This is a genomic window from Sciscionella sediminilitoris, assembly GCF_000737195.2.
Lineage (GTDB): Bacteria > Actinomycetota > Actinomycetes > Mycobacteriales > Pseudonocardiaceae > Sciscionella > Sciscionella sediminilitoris.
This window is the reverse complement of record NZ_JALM01000067.1, coordinates 38,611-58,378: the sequence shown is the minus strand read 5'-3', so window position 1 is coordinate 58,378 and position 19,768 is coordinate 38,611. Positions and strand designations below refer to the sequence as shown.

General features: G+C 67.7%; 20 protein-coding genes. 14 read left to right on the top strand and 6 right to left on the bottom strand.

The features are described 5' to 3' along the window. Positions 1–138 precede the first annotated feature (138 nt). The 5 genes from AD72_RS23955 (at position 139) to AD72_RS23935 (ending at position 6,040) form a co-directional block, all read left to right on the top strand. Positions 139–1,767 carry a DAK2 domain-containing protein gene (locus AD72_RS23955; RefSeq protein WP_031468817.1) on the top strand — a complete coding sequence of 543 codons (1,629 nt, stop codon included), beginning with the start codon at positions 139–141 and terminating at the stop codon, positions 1,765–1,767. 3 nt (positions 1,768–1,770) lie between these two features. Beyond that, positions 1,771–3,948 (top strand): ATP-dependent DNA helicase RecG, encoded by a 2,178-nt coding sequence (gene recG / locus AD72_RS23950; protein WP_031468816.1) that lies wholly within the window; start codon positions 1,771–1,773, stop codon positions 3,946–3,948. Between the two features lie 34 nt (positions 3,949–3,982). Then, positions 3,983–4,300, top strand: coding sequence for an NIPSNAP family protein (locus AD72_RS23945; RefSeq protein ID WP_031468815.1), 318 nt, complete (start codon positions 3,983–3,985; stop codon positions 4,298–4,300). Between the two features lie 122 nt (positions 4,301–4,422). Beyond that, positions 4,423–5,040 carry a TetR/AcrR family transcriptional regulator gene (locus AD72_RS23940; protein ID WP_031468814.1) on the top strand — a complete coding sequence of 206 codons (618 nt, stop codon included), beginning with the start codon at positions 4,423–4,425 and terminating at the stop codon, positions 5,038–5,040. A 73-nt stretch (positions 5,041–5,113) separates the two neighbouring features. Next, complete coding sequence (locus AD72_RS23935; RefSeq protein ID WP_051898943.1) at positions 5,114–6,040, top strand: oxygenase MpaB family protein; 927 nt, start codon at positions 5,114–5,116, stop codon at positions 6,038–6,040. Here AD72_RS23935 and AD72_RS23930 read toward each other — a convergent pair. Further along, positions 6,037–6,774, bottom strand: a complete 738-nt coding sequence (locus AD72_RS23930; protein ID WP_031468812.1) for a class I SAM-dependent methyltransferase — start codon at positions 6,772–6,774, stop codon at positions 6,037–6,039. The genes AD72_RS23935 and AD72_RS23930 overlap by 4 nt on opposite strands. Before the next feature lie 10 nt (positions 6,775–6,784). Further along, positions 6,785–7,411 carry a TetR/AcrR family transcriptional regulator gene (locus AD72_RS23925; RefSeq protein WP_037347157.1) on the bottom strand — a complete coding sequence of 209 codons (627 nt, stop codon included), beginning with the start codon at positions 7,409–7,411 and terminating at the stop codon, positions 6,785–6,787. A 26-nt stretch (positions 7,412–7,437) separates the two neighbouring features. On the opposite strand from AD72_RS23925, the gene AD72_RS23920 reads away from it, so the two are divergent. Both AD72_RS23920 and AD72_RS23915 read left to right on the top strand, forming a co-directional pair. Then, positions 7,438–7,830, top strand: a complete 393-nt coding sequence (locus AD72_RS23920; protein WP_031468810.1) for a nuclear transport factor 2 family protein — start codon at positions 7,438–7,440, stop codon at positions 7,828–7,830. Between the two features lie 15 nt (positions 7,831–7,845). After that, the gene (locus AD72_RS23915) at positions 7,846–8,277 is read left to right on the top strand and encodes a pyridoxamine 5'-phosphate oxidase family protein (protein ID WP_031468809.1); all 432 of its coding nucleotides are present in this window, start codon (positions 7,846–7,848) and stop codon (positions 8,275–8,277) included. On the opposite strand, the gene AD72_RS23910 is transcribed toward AD72_RS23915, so the two are convergent. Further along, the gene (locus AD72_RS23910) at positions 8,259–10,583 is read right to left on the bottom strand and encodes a DUF4091 domain-containing protein (RefSeq protein ID WP_031468808.1); all 2,325 of its coding nucleotides are present in this window, start codon (positions 10,581–10,583) and stop codon (positions 8,259–8,261) included. The genes AD72_RS23915 and AD72_RS23910 overlap by 19 nt on opposite strands. A gap of 4 nt (positions 10,584–10,587) precedes the next feature. After that, on the bottom strand, positions 10,588–11,481 hold the full coding sequence (locus AD72_RS23905; RefSeq protein WP_051898941.1) for a MurR/RpiR family transcriptional regulator: 894 nt from the start codon (positions 11,479–11,481) through the stop codon (positions 10,588–10,590). A gap of 251 nt (positions 11,482–11,732) precedes the next feature. Here AD72_RS23905 and AD72_RS23900 point away from each other — a divergent pair, with 251 nt between their 5' ends. Genes AD72_RS23900 through AD72_RS23875 form a run of 6 tightly spaced genes read left to right on the top strand, consistent with a single transcriptional unit; the run spans position 11,733 to position 17,621 of the window. After that, complete coding sequence (locus tag AD72_RS23900) at positions 11,733–12,506, top strand: sugar isomerase domain-containing protein (RefSeq protein ID WP_031468806.1); 774 nt, start codon at positions 11,733–11,735, stop codon at positions 12,504–12,506. A 19-nt stretch (positions 12,507–12,525) separates the two neighbouring features. Then, positions 12,526–13,920: an N-acetylglucosamine/diacetylchitobiose ABC transporter substrate-binding protein gene (gene ngcE / locus AD72_RS23895; RefSeq protein ID WP_031468805.1), complete on the top strand. Its 1,395-nt coding sequence runs from the start codon at positions 12,526–12,528 to the stop codon at positions 13,918–13,920. Between the two features lie 13 nt (positions 13,921–13,933). Further along, entirely contained in the window at positions 13,934–14,836 is a 903-nt protein-coding gene (locus AD72_RS23890; RefSeq protein ID WP_031468804.1) for a carbohydrate ABC transporter permease, read from the top strand. Positions 14,837–14,846: 10 nt separating this feature from the next. Next, a complete protein-coding gene (locus tag AD72_RS23885) occupies positions 14,847–15,773 on the top strand; it encodes a carbohydrate ABC transporter permease (protein ID WP_037347155.1) in 927 nt (308 codons plus the stop codon). After that, positions 15,773–16,675: an N-acetylglucosamine kinase gene (locus AD72_RS23880; RefSeq protein ID WP_051898940.1), complete on the top strand. Its 903-nt coding sequence runs from the start codon at positions 15,773–15,775 to the stop codon at positions 16,673–16,675. Before AD72_RS23885 ends, AD72_RS23880 begins: the two co-directional genes overlap by 1 nt. Positions 16,676–16,679: 4 nt before the next feature. Then, the gene (locus tag AD72_RS23875; protein ID WP_031468801.1) at positions 16,680–17,621 is read left to right on the top strand and encodes a quinone oxidoreductase family protein; all 942 of its coding nucleotides are present in this window, start codon (positions 16,680–16,682) and stop codon (positions 17,619–17,621) included. Here AD72_RS23875 and AD72_RS23870 read toward each other — a convergent pair. Continuing rightward, entirely contained in the window at positions 17,614–18,051 is a 438-nt protein-coding gene (locus tag AD72_RS23870; RefSeq protein WP_031468800.1) for a nitroreductase family deazaflavin-dependent oxidoreductase, read from the bottom strand. The two genes, AD72_RS23875 and AD72_RS23870, sit on opposite strands and share 8 nt — an antisense overlap. A 75-nt stretch (positions 18,052–18,126) precedes the next feature. Here AD72_RS23870 and AD72_RS23865 point away from each other — a divergent pair, with 75 nt between their 5' ends. Beyond that, the gene (locus AD72_RS23865) at positions 18,127–18,843 is read left to right on the top strand and encodes a TetR/AcrR family transcriptional regulator (protein WP_231644946.1); all 717 of its coding nucleotides are present in this window, start codon (positions 18,127–18,129) and stop codon (positions 18,841–18,843) included. Here AD72_RS23865 and AD72_RS23860 read toward each other — a convergent pair. Further along, positions 18,782–19,738 carry an NERD domain-containing protein gene (locus AD72_RS23860; protein WP_031468798.1) on the bottom strand — a complete coding sequence of 319 codons (957 nt, stop codon included), beginning with the start codon at positions 19,736–19,738 and terminating at the stop codon, positions 18,782–18,784. The two genes, AD72_RS23865 and AD72_RS23860, sit on opposite strands and share 62 nt — an antisense overlap. Positions 19,739–19,768: the final 30 nt, after the last annotated feature.

Genomic DNA, 19,768 nt, shown 5'->3' with positions numbered 1-19,768 from the left:
GTCGAACACCCCTATCGCTTGAGGATTGGTCCTTGAGAACGCATCAGTTCCGGACAAGCATAACGGTACGGCGATCGGGGGCTTGACACGGGTACCGCGAAGGGGGCGCCCGCGTGCCTGACTGGGTAGCCTGCGCGCATGGCTTGCGCGGGTCTGGGAGCGGGTGACGTGCGGGCGTGGATCTCGGCTGGTGTCCGCACGCTCGAACGGCATCGGGCTGCCATCGACGCTATCAATGTGTACCCGGTCGCCGATGCGGACACCGGGACCAATCTGGCGCACACCCTGCGCGCGGGGTTCGACGCCCTGCTGCGCACCGAGGCCCCCGATGCGGCCGCCGCGCTGCGGGCCGTGGCCAGTGGGGCGCTCGCGGGTGCCCGGGGCAACTCCGGGGTGCTGTTGTCGCAGGTCCTGCGCGGTTTCGCGGATGCGGCCGAGCCGGGTGCACCGCTCGGAACCGGGCAGCTGCGCGCCGCACTGCACCACGCGCGGACCCTGGCCTTCGACGCGGTCAGCGAGCCCGCCGACGGCACCATGCTGACCGTGCTCGCCGAGGTCGCCAAGCGCGCGCACGGTACCGAGCCCGCCGAGCTGACCGAATCGGTCGTGGCCGTGGGCAGCGAGGCATTGGAGCGGACCCGCACCCAGCTGGGCGCGCTCACCGCGGCCGGGGTGGTCGACGCGGGGGCGCACGGGCTGCTCGTGCTGCTCACCGAGCTGCACAACACCGTGGCCGGGGCGGGCGCGATCGAGTTGCCACCGCCAGGGCCCGGTCGCGCCGGGGTACTCGCCCGGCAGGCGGACGCGCTGCTGACCGTGCGCGAATCGGGGGCGAGCGAGTTCCAGTACGAGGTGATGTACCTGCTGGACACCGAGGAACCGACCGAGGCGCTCGGCACGACACTGGGCTCGATCGGGGACTGTGTCTCGATCGCCGGGGACGGGGCGGGTACCAGCACGGTGCACGTGCACTGCAATGACGTCGGCGCGGCCATCGAGGCGGGGATCGAGGCCGGGCGCCCGTACCGGATCACCGTGGCGCGGTTCGCCGATCAGGTCGCGGTGCCCAGCCGGTTCGCTCAGGAACGCGCACTGGTCACCATCGCCCGCGGGCCCGGGGTCGCCCAGCTGTTCCGCGCGGAGGGGGCTGCGGTGCTCGTGCTCGAACCCGGTGCCGAGCCGGGCGTCTCCGAGGTACTCGCCGTGCTCACCGGTACCCGCGCGGCCACGGTCACCGTGCTGAGCAACGAGCCCGAACTCGCCGAACTGATCGAGGCGGGGGCCCAGGCCGCGCGGCACGCCGGTCAGTCGGTGACCGTGATCCCCACCATGTCCCCGGTGCAGGGGCTCGCCGCGCTCGCGGTGCACGATCCACAGCGGCGCGCGGAGGACGATGTGGTCGCGATGGCCGAGGCCGCGGCCGCGACCCGGCGTGGTGCGCTCGTGTTCGCCGAGCAGGAGGCGCTGACCTGGGCGGGACACTGTGTCCCCGGGGATGTGCTCGGCATGGTGGACGGCGAGGTGGTGTTCATCAGGCACCCGGTCGTGCAGGACACCGAGGGCCTGGTCACCGAGGCGGCGGGGGAACTGCTCACCCGCATGCTCGGCAACGGCGGTGAACTGGTCACCGCGCTGCTCGGGGCGCAGGCGAGCGAGACACTCGGTCCGGGCCTGCGCGCCCGGGTGCGTGCCCAGCATCCGGAGGTGGACCTGACCGTGTACACCGGAGACCAATTCGACGCGGTACTCGTACTCGGGGTGGAGTGAATCATGCGGGACGATCAGCGGCTGCTTCCCTTGCTGGGCAAGAAAAGCGCGGACGCGCTGGAAAACGCGCTGGACATCCGGACGGTCGGCGAACTGCTGCGGCACTACCCGTTCCGGTACGCCCGCCGCGGGGAACTCACCGCGATCCGCGGGCTGGAGACCGGGGAACACGTCACGGTGATGGCCAAGGTGGTCAAGGTCGACCAGCGGCGGATGCGCAACCGCAGCGGGACCATGACCACGGTGCACATCACCGATGGGGCGGCGCAGCTGTCCTGCGTGTTCTTCACCAAGCGGGTCAAGGGGCTGAACCGGCTCGCACCGGGAGTGCAGGGGCTGTTCGCGGGCAAGGTCACCGTGTACCGCGGCTCCCTGCAGCTGGCGCACCCGGAGTTCCGGCTGCTCGATGACGACGAAGAGGTCGACGCGCAGGAGTTCACCAGTGAGCTGATCCCGGTCTATCCCGCCGCCACCACCCTGCAGTCGTGGAGCATCGCGGCCAGTGTCGGCCAGGTGCTGGACACGATGGAGACGGTGCCCGATCCGCTCGCCGGTGGCCTGCGCGAGGAACTGAGCCTCATGGAGCTGGACACCGCGATCCGGGCGATCCACCGGCCGACGAGCGAGCATGAGGTCGAGGCCGCCAAGGACCGGTTGAAATGGGACGAGGCGCTTTCGGTCCAGCTGGCCCTTTCGCTCGGCAGGACCGAGGCCGCCGGGCATCCGGCCCCGGAATGCCCGCCCAAACCCGATGGGATCGCCGCCGCTTTCGACAAGCAGCTCCCGTTCGAACTCACCGAGGGCCAGCGCGAGGTCGGCGAGACGATCGAGGCCGAACTGGCGGGCGCGCATCCGATGAACCGGCTGCTGCAGGGCGAGGTCGGCTCCGGGAAGACCATCGTGGCCCTGCGCGCGATGTTGCGGGTGGTGGACGCGGGCAAGCAGGCCGCGCTGCTCGCCCCGACCGAGGTGCTCGCCGCGCAGCACGCGCGCTCGCTTCGGGAGATGCTCGGCGAACTGGGCAATGCCGGTGAACTCGGCAGCGCGGACAACGCCACCCGGGTCACCCTGCTCACCGGATCGATGACGGCGAGCGCGCGGAAGAAGGCGCTGCTCGAAGTGGTCAGCGGGGAATCCGGGATCGTGGTGGGTACGCACGCCATCATCCAGGAGACCGTTTCCTTCGCCGCGCTCGGGCTCGTGGTGGTCGACGAGCAGCACCGGTTCGGCGTGGAACAGCGGGATGCCTTGCGCGGAAGGGGATCCGGCGATTCCACCCCGCACGTGCTCGTGATGACCGCGACGCCGATCCCGCGCACCGTCGCGATGACCGTCTACGGCGACCTCGCGGTGTCCTCGCTGCGCCAGCTGCCGCGCGGACGGTCCCCGATCGGCACCAATGTGGTTCCGGTCGCGGAGAAACCCGCCTGGCTCGAGCGCGCATGGCAGCGGGTCACCGAGGAAGTCGCTGCCGGGCACCAGGCCTATGTGGTGTGCCCGCGCATCGGGGAGGACGACGCAGCCGCCGAGGACGAGCAACCGCCAGCGGAGAACGACAACGGGCAGCGCAAACCCATCGCCGTGCTCGAACTCGCCCCGATGCTCGTCGAAGGGGCGCTGCGCGAACTGCGGGTCGGCGTGCTGCACGGACAGTTGCCCGCGGACGAGAAGGACGCGTGCATGCGTGCCTTCGCCGCCGGGGAACTCGATGTGCTCATCGCGACCACGGTGATCGAGGTCGGTGTGGACGTGCCCAACTCCACCGTCATGGTGATCATGGACGCCGAACGGTTCGGCATCAGCCAGCTGCACCAGTTGCGCGGCCGCGTCGGCCGTGGTTCCGCGGCCGGGCTCTGCCTGCTCGTCACCGAATCACCCAGCGGATCCCTTTCCCGCGAACGACTCGATGCCGTCGCGTCCACCACCGACGGATTCGAACTCGCCAAACTCGACCTGCAACTGCGCCGCGAGGGCGACATCCTCGGCGCGAGCCAGTCCGGGACCCGTTCCGCGCTCAAGATGCTCTCCCTGCTGCGCGACGAGGAGATCATCTCGGTCGCGCGCACCTACGCCGATTCGATCGTGGCCGAGGATCCGCAACTGGCCGCGCATCCGGGGATGCGCGCCATGGTCACCGAAGTGCTCGACGAGGAGCGTGCGGCTTACCTGTTCAAGGCGTGAGCTGTCCCGGGTTCCGGTTTGTACACTGCCGGTCATGATCACTTGCGTCGTGCACTACGTCATCGACCCGTCGAAAACCGAAGCCTTCGAGGAATTCGCGCGCCGCTGGATCGAGCTGGTGGGGAAGCACGGCGGGACCCATCACGGGTACTTCCTGCCCGCCGAAGGCGCCAGCGATGCCGCGCTCGCCCTGTTCAGTTTCCCGAGCCTCGCCGACTACGAGGTCTACCGCTCCCGGTTCGGCGAAGATCCCGAATTCCTTGCGGCGGACCGGATCCGGGACGAGTCGGGCTGCGTCGTGCGCTACGAGCGCACTTTCATGCGTCCACTGCTTCCCGAAGACATTCAGTGACGGCTTTCTTCCTGGAGCGTTGAATCCTGTCCGGCGCTCCCCGCCATGGGCGGACCAGGGCGGCCCCTTGACCATGGTTCCTTCAGGTCTGTAGGGTTTTCCTACATGACCGTAGGAATAGTATGGCGGTAGCGGCGGAGCGGCGCAGGGCCGCGCATCTGGGACCGGAACGGCGCAGGCCCGCGGTGCTCGATGCGGCGCTGGCGATAGCCGTGGAGCAAGGGCTCGCCGCGGTGTCGATCGCCGCGGTCGCCGAGCGGCTCGCGATCACCCGTCCCGTGGTGTACGCCTGTTTCGCTACTCGCGAGGAACTGCTGGCCGCGCTGCTCGAACGGGAGGAGCGCGCGCTGCTCGACGGCGTGCTCGAGGCGCTGGAACAGGATGTGTCCGGGGAGCCGGAGCGGGTGTTCGTCACCGGGTTCACCGCGCTGCTGGCCACGGTCGCCGAGCATCGGGATTCGTGGCGGCTGGTGTTCGCGGCTGCCGCCGATCCCCTTGTGGCACAACGGTTCGCGCGGGCGCGCACACTGGTCGCGAGCCGTGCGGCGGAATTGTTCGGCATCGCACGCGGGGAAACCGGGGACCGCGTCCTTCCGGTGCTGGTCGAGCAGTTCATGTCGATGGGTGAGGGCGCCGTGCGCAGCCTGGTGCACGGCGAAGGGGAGTGGTCGGCCGAGGAGCTCGGCGCGTTGGTCGGCCGGATGGCCTATCGCGCGTTCCAACCCGAGGAGGATTCATGAGCGAGCTTGCGAGCGAATCGACAACACAGCAGTCCCGGCGAGTGGCCGGACCGAGCGTCGGCGAGGTGCGGCCATGAGTGGCTACACCAGGCACACCTTCTGGCAGGACCGTCCCCGCGAGGATCTGGGCTTCTTCGGGCCCGATTCGCCGACCTGGAAGGTGTGGACCAGCCCGACCGCGCTGATCGCCTTCCAGCGCTCCATCGTGGTGGAGACCTTCGATCCCTTTCTCGCGGCGGCGGTCGACCAGCAGAACGGGGTGCGCGAGGACCCGCTCGGGCGGATGGACGGCACCCTCGCGTACTTCACCATCGTGGCCATCGGGGACAGCAGGTCCGCGATCGAGGCCTCCCGGCAACTGATGGGCGTACACGCCGAGGCCGTCGGCGTCGAACCGCACAGCGGAAAACGGTTCAACGCCAACAATCCGGAAAGCCAGCTCTGGATCCACATCACCGGCTGGCATTCCGTGCTGCTCTGCTACGAGAAATACGGTCCGGGAAAGCTCGGCCCGGAAGAGGAACAGCGGTACTGGGCCGACTGTGCGGTCGCCGCCGAGTTGCAGACCTGCGATCCCGAGCGGGTTCCGCGCAACCGCGAGGAACTGCACCGGTACTACGAATCGGTCCGGGACAAGCTGCACCTCTCCGCCGAGGCGAACGATCTCATCGACCGGTTCCTCAATCCGGAGTTCACCAAGGGAATACTGTGGCCCGCCGGTAAATCGATCTCGGTCGCGACCATCGCCACCATTCCGCGGTGGATGCGCGAACTCGGCGGATTCGATCAGCCGAGGGCGCTCGATCTCGCGGTGCGCCTGCCCGCCAAAGCGCTGGTGCGTGCCCTCACCCCCAGGCGGGCGCGACTGCGCGCGGCCAAATACCTCGCCCCTTCCGTTGGCCCCATCTGGAACTGGGCGCTCTGGGGAGATCCACCGCTGCGCGCCGAGACGACCACGCCCGCCCTGGCGAAGGAACGGCTCGCCGCGCGTGCGAGCTAACCGTTCGCATACGCCGACACGAGGAGAAAATTCGGCAGGTGCACATAGCTCTCGATGCCGGGAACACCGGATTCGGCGGCGACCGCGGGATCCAGTCCGGGCTCGGCGACCTCGTGCAGTCGGCAGCCGAGCGCGGCCAATTCGTTGAGATACGCCGAAACCGGGCGATGGAAATCGGGCGCGTGCTGCCCGGTGATCTCGTATTCCGCCAGATACCGCCGCATGCGGTACTCACCGTGCTCCCGCCAACTGCCCCAGAGCCCTTCGAATGCCGGATGAACGATGGCGAACACGAACTGACCGCCCGGGCGCAGGGCTGCCACGCAGGCGCGCATCGCGGGCCGCCATTCGGGGATCGCCATCAGCACCATGCTGCACACCACGGCGTCGAAGGGAGCGCCGAGCTCCGGTAGCCGCGCCAGTTCCGCCCGCACGTACTCGATGCCCTGGCCTCGTTCGGTTTCCGTGTCCCGCGCGAACGCGAACAGGCTGTCCGCGGGTTCGATGCCCACCACCTGCGCACCCCGGTCGGCGAGCATCCGGCTGAAATACCCGTTTCCGCAGCCCGCGTCCAGTATCCGGCTGCCGGACACATCCCCCAGCAGCCGTAGCAATACCGGGTTCACCAGGTGCCGCTTGGCGAAGTCACCGTCCTCCGCGGTGGCTGCCATGTACCGGCGCGTGTTCGCGGAGTCCCACCGCCGGATCGCCGCTTCGTTCGTCCACTCGGTCACCGGACCGAGCCTAGTGTGGCCGGACGTCGTCCACGACTGCCTTGACGTACGCGGACTGCGCGGCGCGGATGTCCTGCGCGGAGCGGCCGCTGGCGAGCAGTTCCTCGATGAGGTCCATGTACATCGCGGAGAGCAGGGCGTGCGCGGTATATCCGGCGTCGGGCACCGTGGGGACGGCGTCCTCGATCAGCTCCCGCAGCAGGGCGTGCATCCACCGGTAGTGGTCGGACTGCCGGATCCCGGCGGATGCGGTTTCCCGCGCGCTGATGAGGTGGCGGTTCTCGAGTTTGACGGTGAGCACCGCGTCGAGGAAGGCGAGGATCCGCTCGCAGGACGGGGTCGCGGGGCCCAGTGGCGGTTCGCCGTGTTCCACGGCCTCGCGCAGTGCGGTGAGTTTGGCGTTCCACAGGGCGTCGAGCAGCCCGTCGCGGTTGCCGAAGGCCCGGAACAGGGTTCCTTTTCCGACCCCGGCAGCGGCGGCGATGGTGTCCATCGAGATGGCGTGCGGGGTGTCGGCCGCGGCGAAGAGTTCCCCGGCCGCGGCGAGTACCCGCGCGCGGGGAACCGGCGGGCGGCCACGGCGCGCAGATGTTTCGGACTGCTGGTCCGGAAGTCTGCTAGGCTGGTGTGGACTCACAGTCCGAAAATACATCGGAGGATCGCATGGCACCAACTTCCACGCTGCCCGACTGGCTGTCGCGCAGCCTCGATGCGCTCAAGTCCGGGGATGTGGACGGCTACCTGGAGATGTACGCCCCCGACGCGGTGCACGAGTTCCCGTTCGCCCCCGAGGGGGCTCCCCGCCGCCTGGAGGGGCGCGCGGCGATCGCGGACTATATGCGCGGGCTTCCCGGTCTGCTCCGCTTCGGCCCGTTCACCGACATCCGGGTGCGGCAGGCCGAGGACGAGACGATCGTGGAATTCACCGGTCACCACCACTCGATCCCCGACGATGCGCCACGGGACATCGACTACGTCTTCATCATCACCCGTCGTGATGGCGAAGTGACGCACATTCGCGATTACATGAACCCGCTGCAACTGGTCGCGGCGTAGAGAGGAGCTTCCACCATGCCGAAATCGTTCACCGAAGCCGAACGGGCCGAATTCCTGGCCGGTGACCACATCGCCGTGGTCTCGGTCGCCGCGGAGGACGGACGCCCGCCGATGGCCTTCCCGATCTGGTACGAGTACACCTCCGGCGGTGACTTCCTGATCAACACCGGCGTCACGACCCGCAAGGCGCGGCTCATCGAGCAGGCGGGCGCGGTGACGCTGACCATCCAGAGCGGCACACTGCCGTACCAGTACGTGATCGTGGAGGGCACCGTCACCGAGGCCGTCACTCCCTCCCCGTTCGAGGTGCGTGAGCGGATCGCGGTGCGCTACATCGGCCCCGAAGGTGGTCGCGCCTTCGCCGAGAACGCGAACAGTGACGAGGCGGTGCTGTTCACCATCCGCCCCGATCGCTGGAGCACCAAGGACTACTCGGACGTATTCTGAGCTCCGGGACGCGGATCGATGCGCACCGGGCCGAAGGTGGCCGTCGTGCCGTTCGTGGCGAGCCCGATCTGCCCGTCGGCGAAGCCGTTCTGCGGATCGCTGTACCGCAGTAACGGCTTCCCGCCGAGGTGCACGGCGATCTCGGTGCCCCGGATGGTGATGCGCAGCGGCAGCTTCGTTCCCGGGCGGTAATCCGGAATACGTGTGCTGGCCACGGTTTTCCCGGTGCGCTCGATGAACAGTTCACCGTCCGGGTGCACGCCGACCAGATAGCCGGTGTCGACCTCGGCGGCATTGGAGTTGCGCAGGATCACCCCGGCCCAGCTGGTGTATCCGCCGGAACCGAGCGCCAGGGTGGTGTTCACCTCCGCATCGCCCCAGGCACGGTCGCGTACGGCGGAGACGGCATCGGGCGCGCCCGGATCGCTCTGGGTGTACTGGCCGTTCGCCGCGGACCAGTTCCCCACGGTGTGCGTCCATGCCGCGTCCCCACCGGTGAAGGAATCCTGGAACGGTTCGCGCGCATCGCCCTGTCCCTTGTCGAGGGCTTCGAGCAGTGCCTTGTGCGCGTCCACCACGCGGTTGCCGTCGCGGATGTAGCTGGTGATGCTGTCGATCACCCGCTGGCTGATGGCGCGTGCGGTCAGCGGGCTGTTCTCGGCGAGCTTGGTGAGCAGTTCGTAGTCCTCCACCCCGTCGAGCTGGGTTTCGCTGCGCAGGCTGTCGTAGATGCCGAGTCGTTTCACATCCGGGCGGACCAGATAGTTGTCCCCGGTCTGCGGCGCGTCGAAGGTATTGATCTTCACCCACGGCGGATTCTGTGACTGGTACCAGTAGTTCCAGCCCCAGTGCAGATAACCGATCCCGCCGACCTTCCAGATGAGCCAGGGGATGAGCCGGGTCTTGTCCAGGTGATAGGAGATGAATCGGTTCATCTCGTCGCCCTGCGGGCCGATCGCGGTGTACAGCCACAGTTTCGTCCCGGAAATGCGCAGATCCTGGTAGTAGGCGATGTTGCGCTCGTAGAGATTGATGACCGGGGTGACCGTGGTCAGGTTGGGATCGATGTCCGGCATCTGGTGATTGTGTGCCTCGTTCGTGCTGTAGTTCCCGTCCGGGAAATAGTTGCGGTATTTCTGGTAGAACCAGTTCGCTGCGGTGACCTGGCCCGGCTGGGACGGCTCGTCGACGGCGCTCATGATGAACCGCTTCGTCCAGCCTTTCTCGTCCAGGTGCGCGCGCAACGCGGGGAACAGCATGTCCAGGTAGGTGTTCGATTCCTGGCTGTCCGGCGGAACGAGGACCCGTTTGGTCTTACCGTCGACCTTCTTGAGCATTTCCATGTCGGAGCCGCCCGTGGAATTGGGTTCGAGCAGGGTCGGCGTGTAGATGTATTCCAGTGCGCCCGCGTCGATGAAGGTCTGCACGAACCGGTCGAACACCGACCAGTCGAAATGATAGATACCGTTGTCGTCGATCGTGGTCGCCGGAATGAGCAGTGCCTGGAAATCGGCGTAGATGACGTTGTTCCGGTGCTCGGCCATGTTCCGCGCGATGTTCCGGATCACCTGCCACCAGCGCGGGTCGTACATCCGTACCCCGTACTGCAGCGGGATCGCCTCGATGGTTCCCTTGTAGTCCCAGCCCGCCGAGGTGAACCAGTTGTTCATCTGGAAGTGCTGCTCGTTCGCCGGTGGCAGGGTCACGTCGTAGACGCGCAGCGAGACCGGAACGACGCGTGCACCCGCCTCGGTGAGCACGATGATCTGGCCGCGGTACACCCCGGGTGGCTGGTCCTCCGGAACCCGGACGCTGAAGTAGTACGGCTGGGTGAAATTCGCGGCGACCCGCCCGGGATCGTTGTCGACGAGCGCGTCGTAATAGGAATTCCCGCCATCGGGTGGCTGCTGGATGTCGCCGCCGACTTTCTGGATGTGCGGGTGGTTGTATTCCTTGCGCAGCTGCACGGCCGAGGGCGGGATGATGCCCCGGCTCCCGGCGAGCAGGCCGGTGGTCACGTGCACGAAATTCAGGTCCCGGTAGACCGGGGCGCGCACCGCGATCTGTGCGGCCTCCTGCTCGCCGCGCGCCGCGTCCAGTGATACCGAACGTGTCGGGTTCTCCGGTTCGGGGGAGGAAGAGAACACCCGGTCGGCGGAATCCTTGGTCCAAACGGCGGGCCCGGAATTCGCCGCGGCATCGGCCGGTGCGGTGAACCCGAGTGTCGCGAGGATGACGGCGAGCGCGGTGATGCCCAACCGCGTGAGCGTGCGCCGTGCCGGGGACTGCTTCGACCGGGCCTGCATGCGATCACCTCAATCTTCCGGGCCGTTTGTATCCACTCACCGCGGCTGCGGTCGCCGTTATCGCCGCGCGGGTCTGCTGCTGGGTTCGCTGGGCCACCGCAACGTAGAGCACGTCGAGCACGACAAGCTGGGCATGCCGTGCGGCGATGGCTTCGGTGTGATAGCCGAGATCCCCGACGCTGGAGGTGAGCACGAGGCGGGCCTGTGAACCGATCGGGGACTGTGCGTCATCGGTGACGGCGATGGTGAACGCGCCCTTGTCCTCCGCCTCGGTGAGCACGTCGTACACGTCACGGGTGCGGCCGCTGTGCGAAATCGCCAGCAGCACATCGCGGTTGCCGAGCAGTGCGGCCGCGGAGAGGGCGAGATGGGTGTCGCTCCACGTCCAGCAGGGCACCCCGATCCGGTAGGCGCGTTGCTGGAAATCATTGGCCATGACCCCGGAACCACCGGTACCGAAAATCTGCACCCGGCGCGCGGAAGTGAGCCGGCCCGCCGCCGTGTCGATATCGGTGAGGTTGAGTTTGGTAACCGATTCCGTGACGGCGTGCCCCACATTCGCCGAGACGACCGTGGCGATCTGCGCGAGATCGTCTTCGGCGCTGACATCGGTGCCGATCGTTGCCGCAAGCGAATCCTGATACGAGCGCCCACTGTCCGAGGCGAGTCCGAGACGCAGTTCGGAATATCCGGAAAGGCCGAGTGCCCGGCACAGCCGGGTGATGCTCCCGGTGGAGACCGCGCACGCATCGGCGAGTTCCACGATCGTCAATCGCGAGGCGGCCGCCGGATCCTCGAGGACGAGTTCGGCTATCCCGCGCTGCACTTCGGGGAGGGCGGGAAGGATCGCGCGCAGTCGTTCGCTGACGCCCGGCTCGTTGCTGGAAAGTGGTGCCACGTGCACTCCGCGTGATGTGGCGAACGGTGAGGAGAGAAAAATTATGCGCAGTACCCACTCGGCGTCAATAGGACGAACGGGCGGTGAACGAGCGCTGAACCCCGGACCGTATGGCCTATTGACATTCGGGCACCGGAGTTCCACAGTATCCAGCAATCCCTAACACGACGCGTCGAGCGGTCCGGTCGTGGCGAAAAATTCTTCACCACATCCGGATTTGCGATTACGGGGCGTCAACAGGAGGTCGGCCCATGGGACAACCGGCAGGGGCAAGCGAGGTCGGTGCGGGCGTATTTCTCACCCGTGCGCGGGAATTGCTCGACCAGGTGGCCGAGCGGAACGCCGGCGCGGTCGCCGAGGCGGCCACGATGATCACCCATGCCCTGCGTTCCGGGGGAATCGTGCAGGCCTTCGGTACCGGGCATTCCGAGGGGCTGGCCATGGAGATCGCCGGTCGTGCCGGGGGTCTGGTGCCGACGAACAAGGTGGCGCTGCGGGATCTGGTGGTGCTCGGCGGCGAACCGGCGCAGGTGCTGTTCGACGCGAAACTCGAACGTGATCCGGAAGTGGCGCACCGGTTGTACACGCTCACCGATCCGCACCCGGATGATCTTTTCGTGATCGCCTCGAATTCCGGGGTCAACGGCTGCATCGTGGAAATGGCCAAGCTGGTCAAGGACAACGGGCACGCGCTGATCGCGGTGAATTCGCGGGCGCATTCCGAGGGAGTACCGTCTCGGCATCCGAGCGGTAACAAACTGGGGGATTACGCCGACATCGTACTCGACAACGGGGCGCCGTACGGCGATGCGATTCTGCGCATGGCCGACGGTGGTTCGGTGTGTGCCATTTCCTCGATGTCCGGGGCGTTGCTCGTGCAGCTGACGATCGCGGAAGTGGTACGCGCCTTCGAGCTCGGCGATGAGCCCGCCCCGGTGTACCGCTCGGCGAACATTCCGGATGGGGACGAGCACAACAAGACACTCGAAGCGCGTTACGCCGGGAGAATTCGGCGCAGCGCATAGGGATCAAAGGAGATCACCCATGAACCTCGACAGGCGGACGTTCATCAGGGGTAGTGCGCTGGCGGGGCTGCTCGCGGTCCCGGTCATCGGTGGCTGCGCGACCGGTGGCGGCGGTGGCGGGAACACCGCGGTCACCGGGAAGGTCACCCCGGACAATCCGCTCGGCATGGCCGTCGACACTCCGGTCAAGGTGTACATCTTCGACGGCGGATACGGCTCCGAATACGCCACGAGCGTGCACAAACCGATGCTCGAGGGGAAACACAAGGGCGCCAAGGTCGATATCCAGGTCACCAAGGAAATCAACAAGGTGCTGCAACCGCAGTTCGCCGGCGGAACCCCACCGGATGTGGTGGACAACGACGGGGACAACAAGATGGACGAGGGTTCGCTGAGCGGGGACGGCCAGCTCACCGATCTCGCCCGGCTGCTGGACGCGCCCGCCTGGGATGTTCCCGGTAAGAAGGTCGGCGATCTGCTCGATCCCTCGGCGAAGGAATTCGGTACCTACAACGGGAAATTCGTCGAGGTGCTGTACACGCTGAACTCCTACGGGATCTGGTATTCGCAGAAACTGTTCCGCGAGCGTGGCTGGCAGGTGCCGAAGACCTGGGACGAGTTCGTGAAGCTGTGCCAGACCATCAAGGGCTCCGGGATGGCCGCGTACACCTATGCCGGGAAGTATCCGCAGTACCAGATGGAACCCATGCTGACCATGGCGATCAAGACCGGTGGCCTCGAGGTCATGAAGAACATCGACAATCTCGAGGACGGGGCGTGGAAGGCGGAGCCGATCAAACAGGCCGCTGCCGCCTGGCAGGAGATCGGCGCGAAATACCTCATGGAGGGGACCGCGGGAATTTCGCACACCGAATCGCAGACCAAGCAGAACAACGGTCAGGTGGCGATGCTGCCCTGTGGTTCCTGGATCGAGAACGAGCAGAAGAAATCCATTCCGCCCGGATTCGACTACGGCGTGTTCCCGATTCCCTCGCTCACCGGTTCGGACAAGCTGCCGCAGACCGCGATCCACTCCATCCCCATCGGCGGCTTCCTGGTCCCGGCGAAGGCCAAGAACCCGGGTGGTGGCCTGGAATACCTGCGCGCCATGCTGTCCAAGGAAGGGGCAACCCGGTACTCGGCGATGACCGCATCGATGACCGTGGTCAAGGACGCGATTCCGGAGAAACAGAGCCCGGGGCTCGCCTCGACGGTGCAGATGCACTCGGCCGCCGGGGAGAACGCCTTTTCCTGGCGCTTCGAATACTGGTACAAGCAGCTTTTCGACGCGGTGAAATCGGCGACCAATGAGCTCATGGCCGGACGCATGACACCGGACGCGTTCTGCGATCAGGTGCAGCAGAAAGCCGATCAGCTCAAGAAGGACCCCTCGGTCAAGAAGTACCACCGCTGAGCGGAGCAGGCGAATGCTGGCCACCCGGCGCAAATTCCTGTTCATCGTCGGTTTCCTCGCCCTGCCGGCGCTGATCTACGTGGTGTACGTGATCTCGCCGTACGTTCAGGCGTTCCAGATCGCGTTCACCGACTGGCACGGCGCCAGCCAGACCCAGAACTTCGTCGGGTTCGCCAACTTCGAGGCACTGTTCGCCGATTCCACGTTCTGGCGCGCGATCGGGCACAACGCGGTCCTGCTCGTGCTCGGCCCGCTGATCGTGCTCGGGCTCGGGATGTTCTTCGCCTTCCTGCTCACCTCGGGCGGGCGCATGGGCGGGGTCGGCGGCTCGAAGGTGTACCGGGTGATCATCTTCCTGCCGCAGGTGCTCTCCCTGGTGATCGTCGCGGTGCTGTTCCAGTCGGTGCTCAAGACCGACACCGGCGGCATGATCAACGGCCCGCTGATCGGGCTCGGCGCGCAGCCGATCGGTTTCCTCACCAGTCCGGACCTGGCCCTGTGGTCGGTGCTCGGGGTGCTGGTCTGGCAGCAGGTCGGGTTCTACGTGGTGTTGTTCAGCGCCGCCATGGGCAATGTGCCGCTGGAGATCTACGAATCGGCGCGCCTCGACGGGGCGAACCGGATCCAGATGTTCTTCCGTATCACGCTGCCGCTGCTGTGGGACACGGTGCAGACCGCGTGGGTCTACATGGGCATCGCCGCGTTCGACGTGTTCGCGATCGTCTGGGTGCTCACCGTCGACCAGGGCGGGCCCGATGGCTCCACCCAGGTGCTGTCCACCGAGATCTACCGCAATGCCTTCGTGTACTCGAAATTCGGGTACGCCTCGGCGATGGGGGTAGTGCTGTTCTTCGTGATCCTGATCTTCGCGGGCGTGGTCTTCGGGCTGACCAGGCGCGAGCGGGTGGAACTCTAGGAGGCAGGGCATGAGTATCGACGCACCCGCGCGCACCGGCCGTGGCGAGATCGAACCCGCGAACGTGAGCACCCGCAAGTCATCGGGTTTTCTCGGCGGTGTCTCGCATGTGGTGCTCTTCGTATGGGCCGTGCTCATCGTCGTGCCGATCATCTGGATCTTCGTTTCCTCGTTCAAATCCAATACCGAACTGTTCACCAATGCCTGGTCGATTCCCGGGCAGCTGCGCACCGACAACTGGGCCCGCGCGTTCAGCGAGGGGAACATCGGCCGGTTCTTCCTGAACACGATCCTGGTGGTCGCCTGTGGCACGGTCGGCACGATGGTGCTCGGTTCCATGGCCGCCTATGTGCTGGCCCGCTATCCCTTCCGGGGCAGCAGGATCATCTACTTCGTGTTCGTGGCCGGGCTGGCCTTCCCGGTGTTCCTCGCGCTGACCCCGCTGTTCTTCGTGGTGCGCAATATCGGGCAGATTCCCGGCATCGGCCAGTTCATCGGGCTCGATTCCTACGGCGGGGTCATCCTCGTCTACATCGCCTATTCGCTGCCGTTCACGGTTTTCTTCCTCACCGCGTTCTTCCGCACCCTGCCGACCCCGGTCGCCGAGGCCGCGGTGATCGACGGGTGCTCGAACACCCGGCTGTTCTTCCGGGTGATGATGCCGATGGCCAAACCGGGACTGATCAGCATCACCATCTTCAACGTGGTCGGCCAGTGGAACCAGTATCTGCTGCCCCTGGTGCTGCTTTCCGGTCAGGCCAAGGACAAGTGGGTACTCACCCAGGGCATCGCGGACATCGCGATCAGTTCCAGTTATCGCGCGGACTGGCCTGCCCTGTTCGCCGCGCTTTCCATGGCGATCCTGCCCATGATCATCGTGTACGTGCTCTTCCAACGGCACATTCAGGCCGGGCTCACCGCGGGCGCGGTGAAATAGTGCCGCTCGCGCTTGGCATGGACATCGGCGGAACCCGGACGCGGGCCGCACTGCTCGACGACTCGGGAGCGGTGCGCGGCACCGGGACCGCGGCCGGGGCGAACCCGGTCAGCGCCGGGGTGCCCGCTAGCGCGGCGCGGATCGCCGAGGCGGCCGCTCGCGCACTGCAGGGGCACCGGGGCGCGGACGTGCGCGCGGTGCTGCTCGGCATGGCGGGCGGGCACGTGCTCGCCGGGACCTTCGAGGCGATCGGCGCGGCGCTGCGCGGGATCGGTATCACCGCGAGGCCGCGGCACATCGGGGACGTGGCGCTCGCTTTCGCCGCCGGTACCGGGGAACCGGACGGCTGCGCGCTCATCGCGGGAACGGGGGCGATCGCCGGGCGGATCCGCAACCGGGCCGCGGTCCGGTACGCCGATGGGCACGGCTGGGCGCTCGGCGACCGCGGCTCCGGGGTGTGGCTCGGCCGCCGCGCCGTGCAGCACGCGCTGGACGCGCTCGACACCGACCGGCCGGACGAGCTCGCCTGCCGGGTGTACGACGCGCTCGGCGTGGGCGATCGCGAGGCCATCTATGCCGCGGTCTACGCCGATCTTCCGGGCAGCCTGGCCCGGCTCGCCCCGCTCGTGCTCGATCCCGCGGTGCCCGAGGCGTGCGCGATCCTCGACGAGGCCGCCGCGCAGCTGCTCGCCACCGCGGCCCTTGTCCGGGAACACGAGACCGAACCACTCGTGCTCGCCGGGGGACTGCTCACCGGGAACGGACCGCTCGCCGAACGGGTGCACGCGCTCGCCCGGCAGCACTGGGCCCGGGTGCACCATGCGGGCGACGGGGCGGAAGCCGCCGCCCGGTTGGCATTGCGGGAAATCTCCTGCGCGAAGGGAACGGAGCTGCGAGGATGAGCGAATGCGTAGGGTGAGCTTCGCCGAATACGGCGGTCCGGAGGTACTGCGCCTCGAAGAGGCGCCGGTTCCCGAGCCGGGGGAGGGACAGTTACTGGTGCGGGTCGCCTGCGCCGGGTTGAGTGCCCCCGTCGTGCGGCAGTTGCGCGGAAGCCCGGACGGCGGCGGGGTGGACCTGCCCTGTGCACCGGGCGGGGACATCGCGGGCACCGTGGTCGCGGTCGGCGATGGGGTGACCGGATTCGCCGAGGGGGACCGGGTGGCCGCGGTCGCGTTCACCGGTGCCTACGCCGACTACGCCCTCTCCGCGGAATCCTTCAGCATCGCGCTCGGAGATTCGGTGGACTTCGCGACCGGTGCCGCATTGGTGCGTAACGGCCAGGTCGCGCTCGGCGCACTGCGCACGGCGGGCATCCGGGAAGGCGAAACGGTCGCCGTGACCGGGGCGGCGGGCGGGGTCGGGCACCTCGCGGTGCAGCTGGCCGGACTGCTCGGCGCGGGATCGGTACTCGGCGTGGCCGGGGACAAGGCCAAGGCGGGTTTCCTGCGCGAACTGGGCGCCGCGGAGGTGCTCGGCTACGCGGAGTTCGGCGCCGAGGAGGTGGCCGACCGGGTCGTGGACGGGGTGGGCGGTGCGGTGCTCGGCCGTTCGGTCGCCGCGCTGCGCCCGTTCGGCACGGTGGTCAGCTACAGCGCGGCCGACGGCTACGTGGACGCGACCCCGCTGCGGATGGGCATGCGGTGCGTGCGCGGCTTCGGGATGGCTCCCTACGTGCGCGCCGATCCGGAACGCTACGCCGAACACGGCCGCGAACTGCTGCGTCTCGCCGCATCGGGAATGCTGCGGCCGCGCACCACCGGTTACCCGCTCACCGAGGCCGCCGACGCGCATCGGGTACTGCTCGACCGGGCGGCACTCGGCAAGGTGCTGCTGGAGATCAGCTGACCGGATCGAGCACGAAAACCGGGATCACCCGGTCGGTTTTGGACTGGTACTCGGCGTACTGCGGGAAGGCCTCGACCGCGCGCCGCCACCAGATGTCCCGCTCCTCGCCGCTGACCTCGCGGGCGGTGTAGTCGCGCTTGACCGCGCCGTCCTGCAGCTCGACGTGCGGTTCCTTCTTCAGGTTGTGGTACCAGACCGGGTGCTTCGGGGCGCCGCCGAGCGAGGCCACCGCCGCGTAGCTGCCCTCGTGCTCCACCCGCATCAGCGGGGTCTTGCGCAGCTTGCCGGTCTTGGCTCCCTTGCTGGTGAGCACGATGATCGGCAGGTCGTGCATGGTCGTGGCCTCTTGGCCACCGGACTGCTCGAATGCCTCGGCCTGTTCGCGGGCCAGCTCGAAGGGGCTGGGCTCGTACTCTCCCTGTAGTGGCATGTCCCCATCTCTACCCGATGCGCGCGGCACGCTCAAAAGACAGGCACGCCTGTATGTGAGTGTTATTCTCCGGCCGTGTCCGAGCAACCGCGAAAGCAGCGCCGTTCCCAGGAGGAACGCAGCGCGTCCATGCGGCGGAAACTGCTCGACGCGACCGTGGACTGCCTCATCGAGTACGGCTATTCGGGGACAACGACCACCCGGGTCGCCGATCGCGCCGGGGTGACGAGGGGCGCCCAGGTCCACCACTTCCACACCAAGGCCGAACTGGTCATCGCGGCGGTGCGGCACCTCGCCGAGCGCCGTTCCGTGCTCGACGCCGAACAGATCGAACGATTGCGGCGGGCCCCGGACAAGATCGATGCCGGGCTCGACCTGCTGTGGTCGGTGCACCAGGGACCGGTGTTCGCCGCGACCATGGAACTGTGGACCGCCGCGCGCACCGATCCGGAACTGCGGGCGCAGCTCAAGCAGATCGAACCCGCGGTCACCGCGAGCATCGTGGAACGCGGCAGCGCGATCTTCCCCTCCTTCGCCGAACACACCAGCTTTCGGCACTGGGTCTACACCGCCATGGACACCATTCGCGGGCTGCTCGTCGCCGAGTTCATCGACGCGGACGAACAGCGCCTCCAGCTTCGATGGCAGCGGGCGAAGGGACATCTGCGCCTCGCGGCGGAGGCCCTTGCCGTGGAGATCGGCGCGACCCCCTTGACCGCGCCGGGTGGCCCTACGGGTGGAACACCTGACGCAGCCACTCCACCAGCATCAGGCCGAGCAGCACCGCGATGACCAGGGCGATCACCGCGGGGATGAAGCCGCGGTACCGCTTGGTGCTGATGGTGCGCCTGCGCTGCGGGAACGCCTCGTACTCGGGTTCTTCCTCCTCCTGCACGATCGCCGCGATGCCGTGCGGCGGGGTCGGCGGATCCTCACCCGCCTCGGCCAGTGGTGGTTCGGGGCTGGTCAGCACGGCGGGCTTGGGGGTGCGCAGCGCGGGGGCACGCAGGGTCGAGGTGGCCCGGGACGGGGTCTTCCCGGTCGGCTGCGCGGCGAAGCCTTCGGCGATGAGTTCCTCACGGCTCGGTGCCTGTTCGGCCGCGCCGAGTGCCTCGCAGACGGCGAGCACCCCGTCCGCGGACCAGGTGTCCTTGCGCTTGCCCTGGTGGTGCAGGTGCCGGCGCAGGTCGCGCGCGTTGCCGAGGTCCTGGGCGAGTACCACGTTCATGCCCCGGCGCAGCCGCCCGTGCCCGGCGATGTGCAGGTCGTGTTCCTCGGCGGGGACGACGATGACCAGGCCGCCGATCCGCCCGACGTCCACGCCGTAGCCCTCGAGCGCCTCGCCGAGCGCGTAGATGTTCGTGTCCAGTTCGCTGGCCGGATTGGCCTGCCGGGTGCGGATCAGCGCAGGCTGGCCGTCGACGGTCCAGCTCGCCGAGGGCGAACAGCGCAGGGTGCCGCGCTGGCGCTGCAGCAGATCGGCGACCTCGATCGCGGTGATCCCGTGCGGGGTGATCGCGAGTGCGCCGATCGTCCGGTGCCCGTGCAGCTGATGCGGCACCCGGGCACCGACGAGCAGAAGTCCCGGCGTGTCCAGCGAGCTGGCGAACAGCTCCGCGATCCGCCGTAGTGCCCCCGACGAATCCTCCGCACGCCGGACATGGGTGGGTCCGACCTTGACGAGCATTCCTCTTCTCCGTAATTTGGTGCGCCCTGC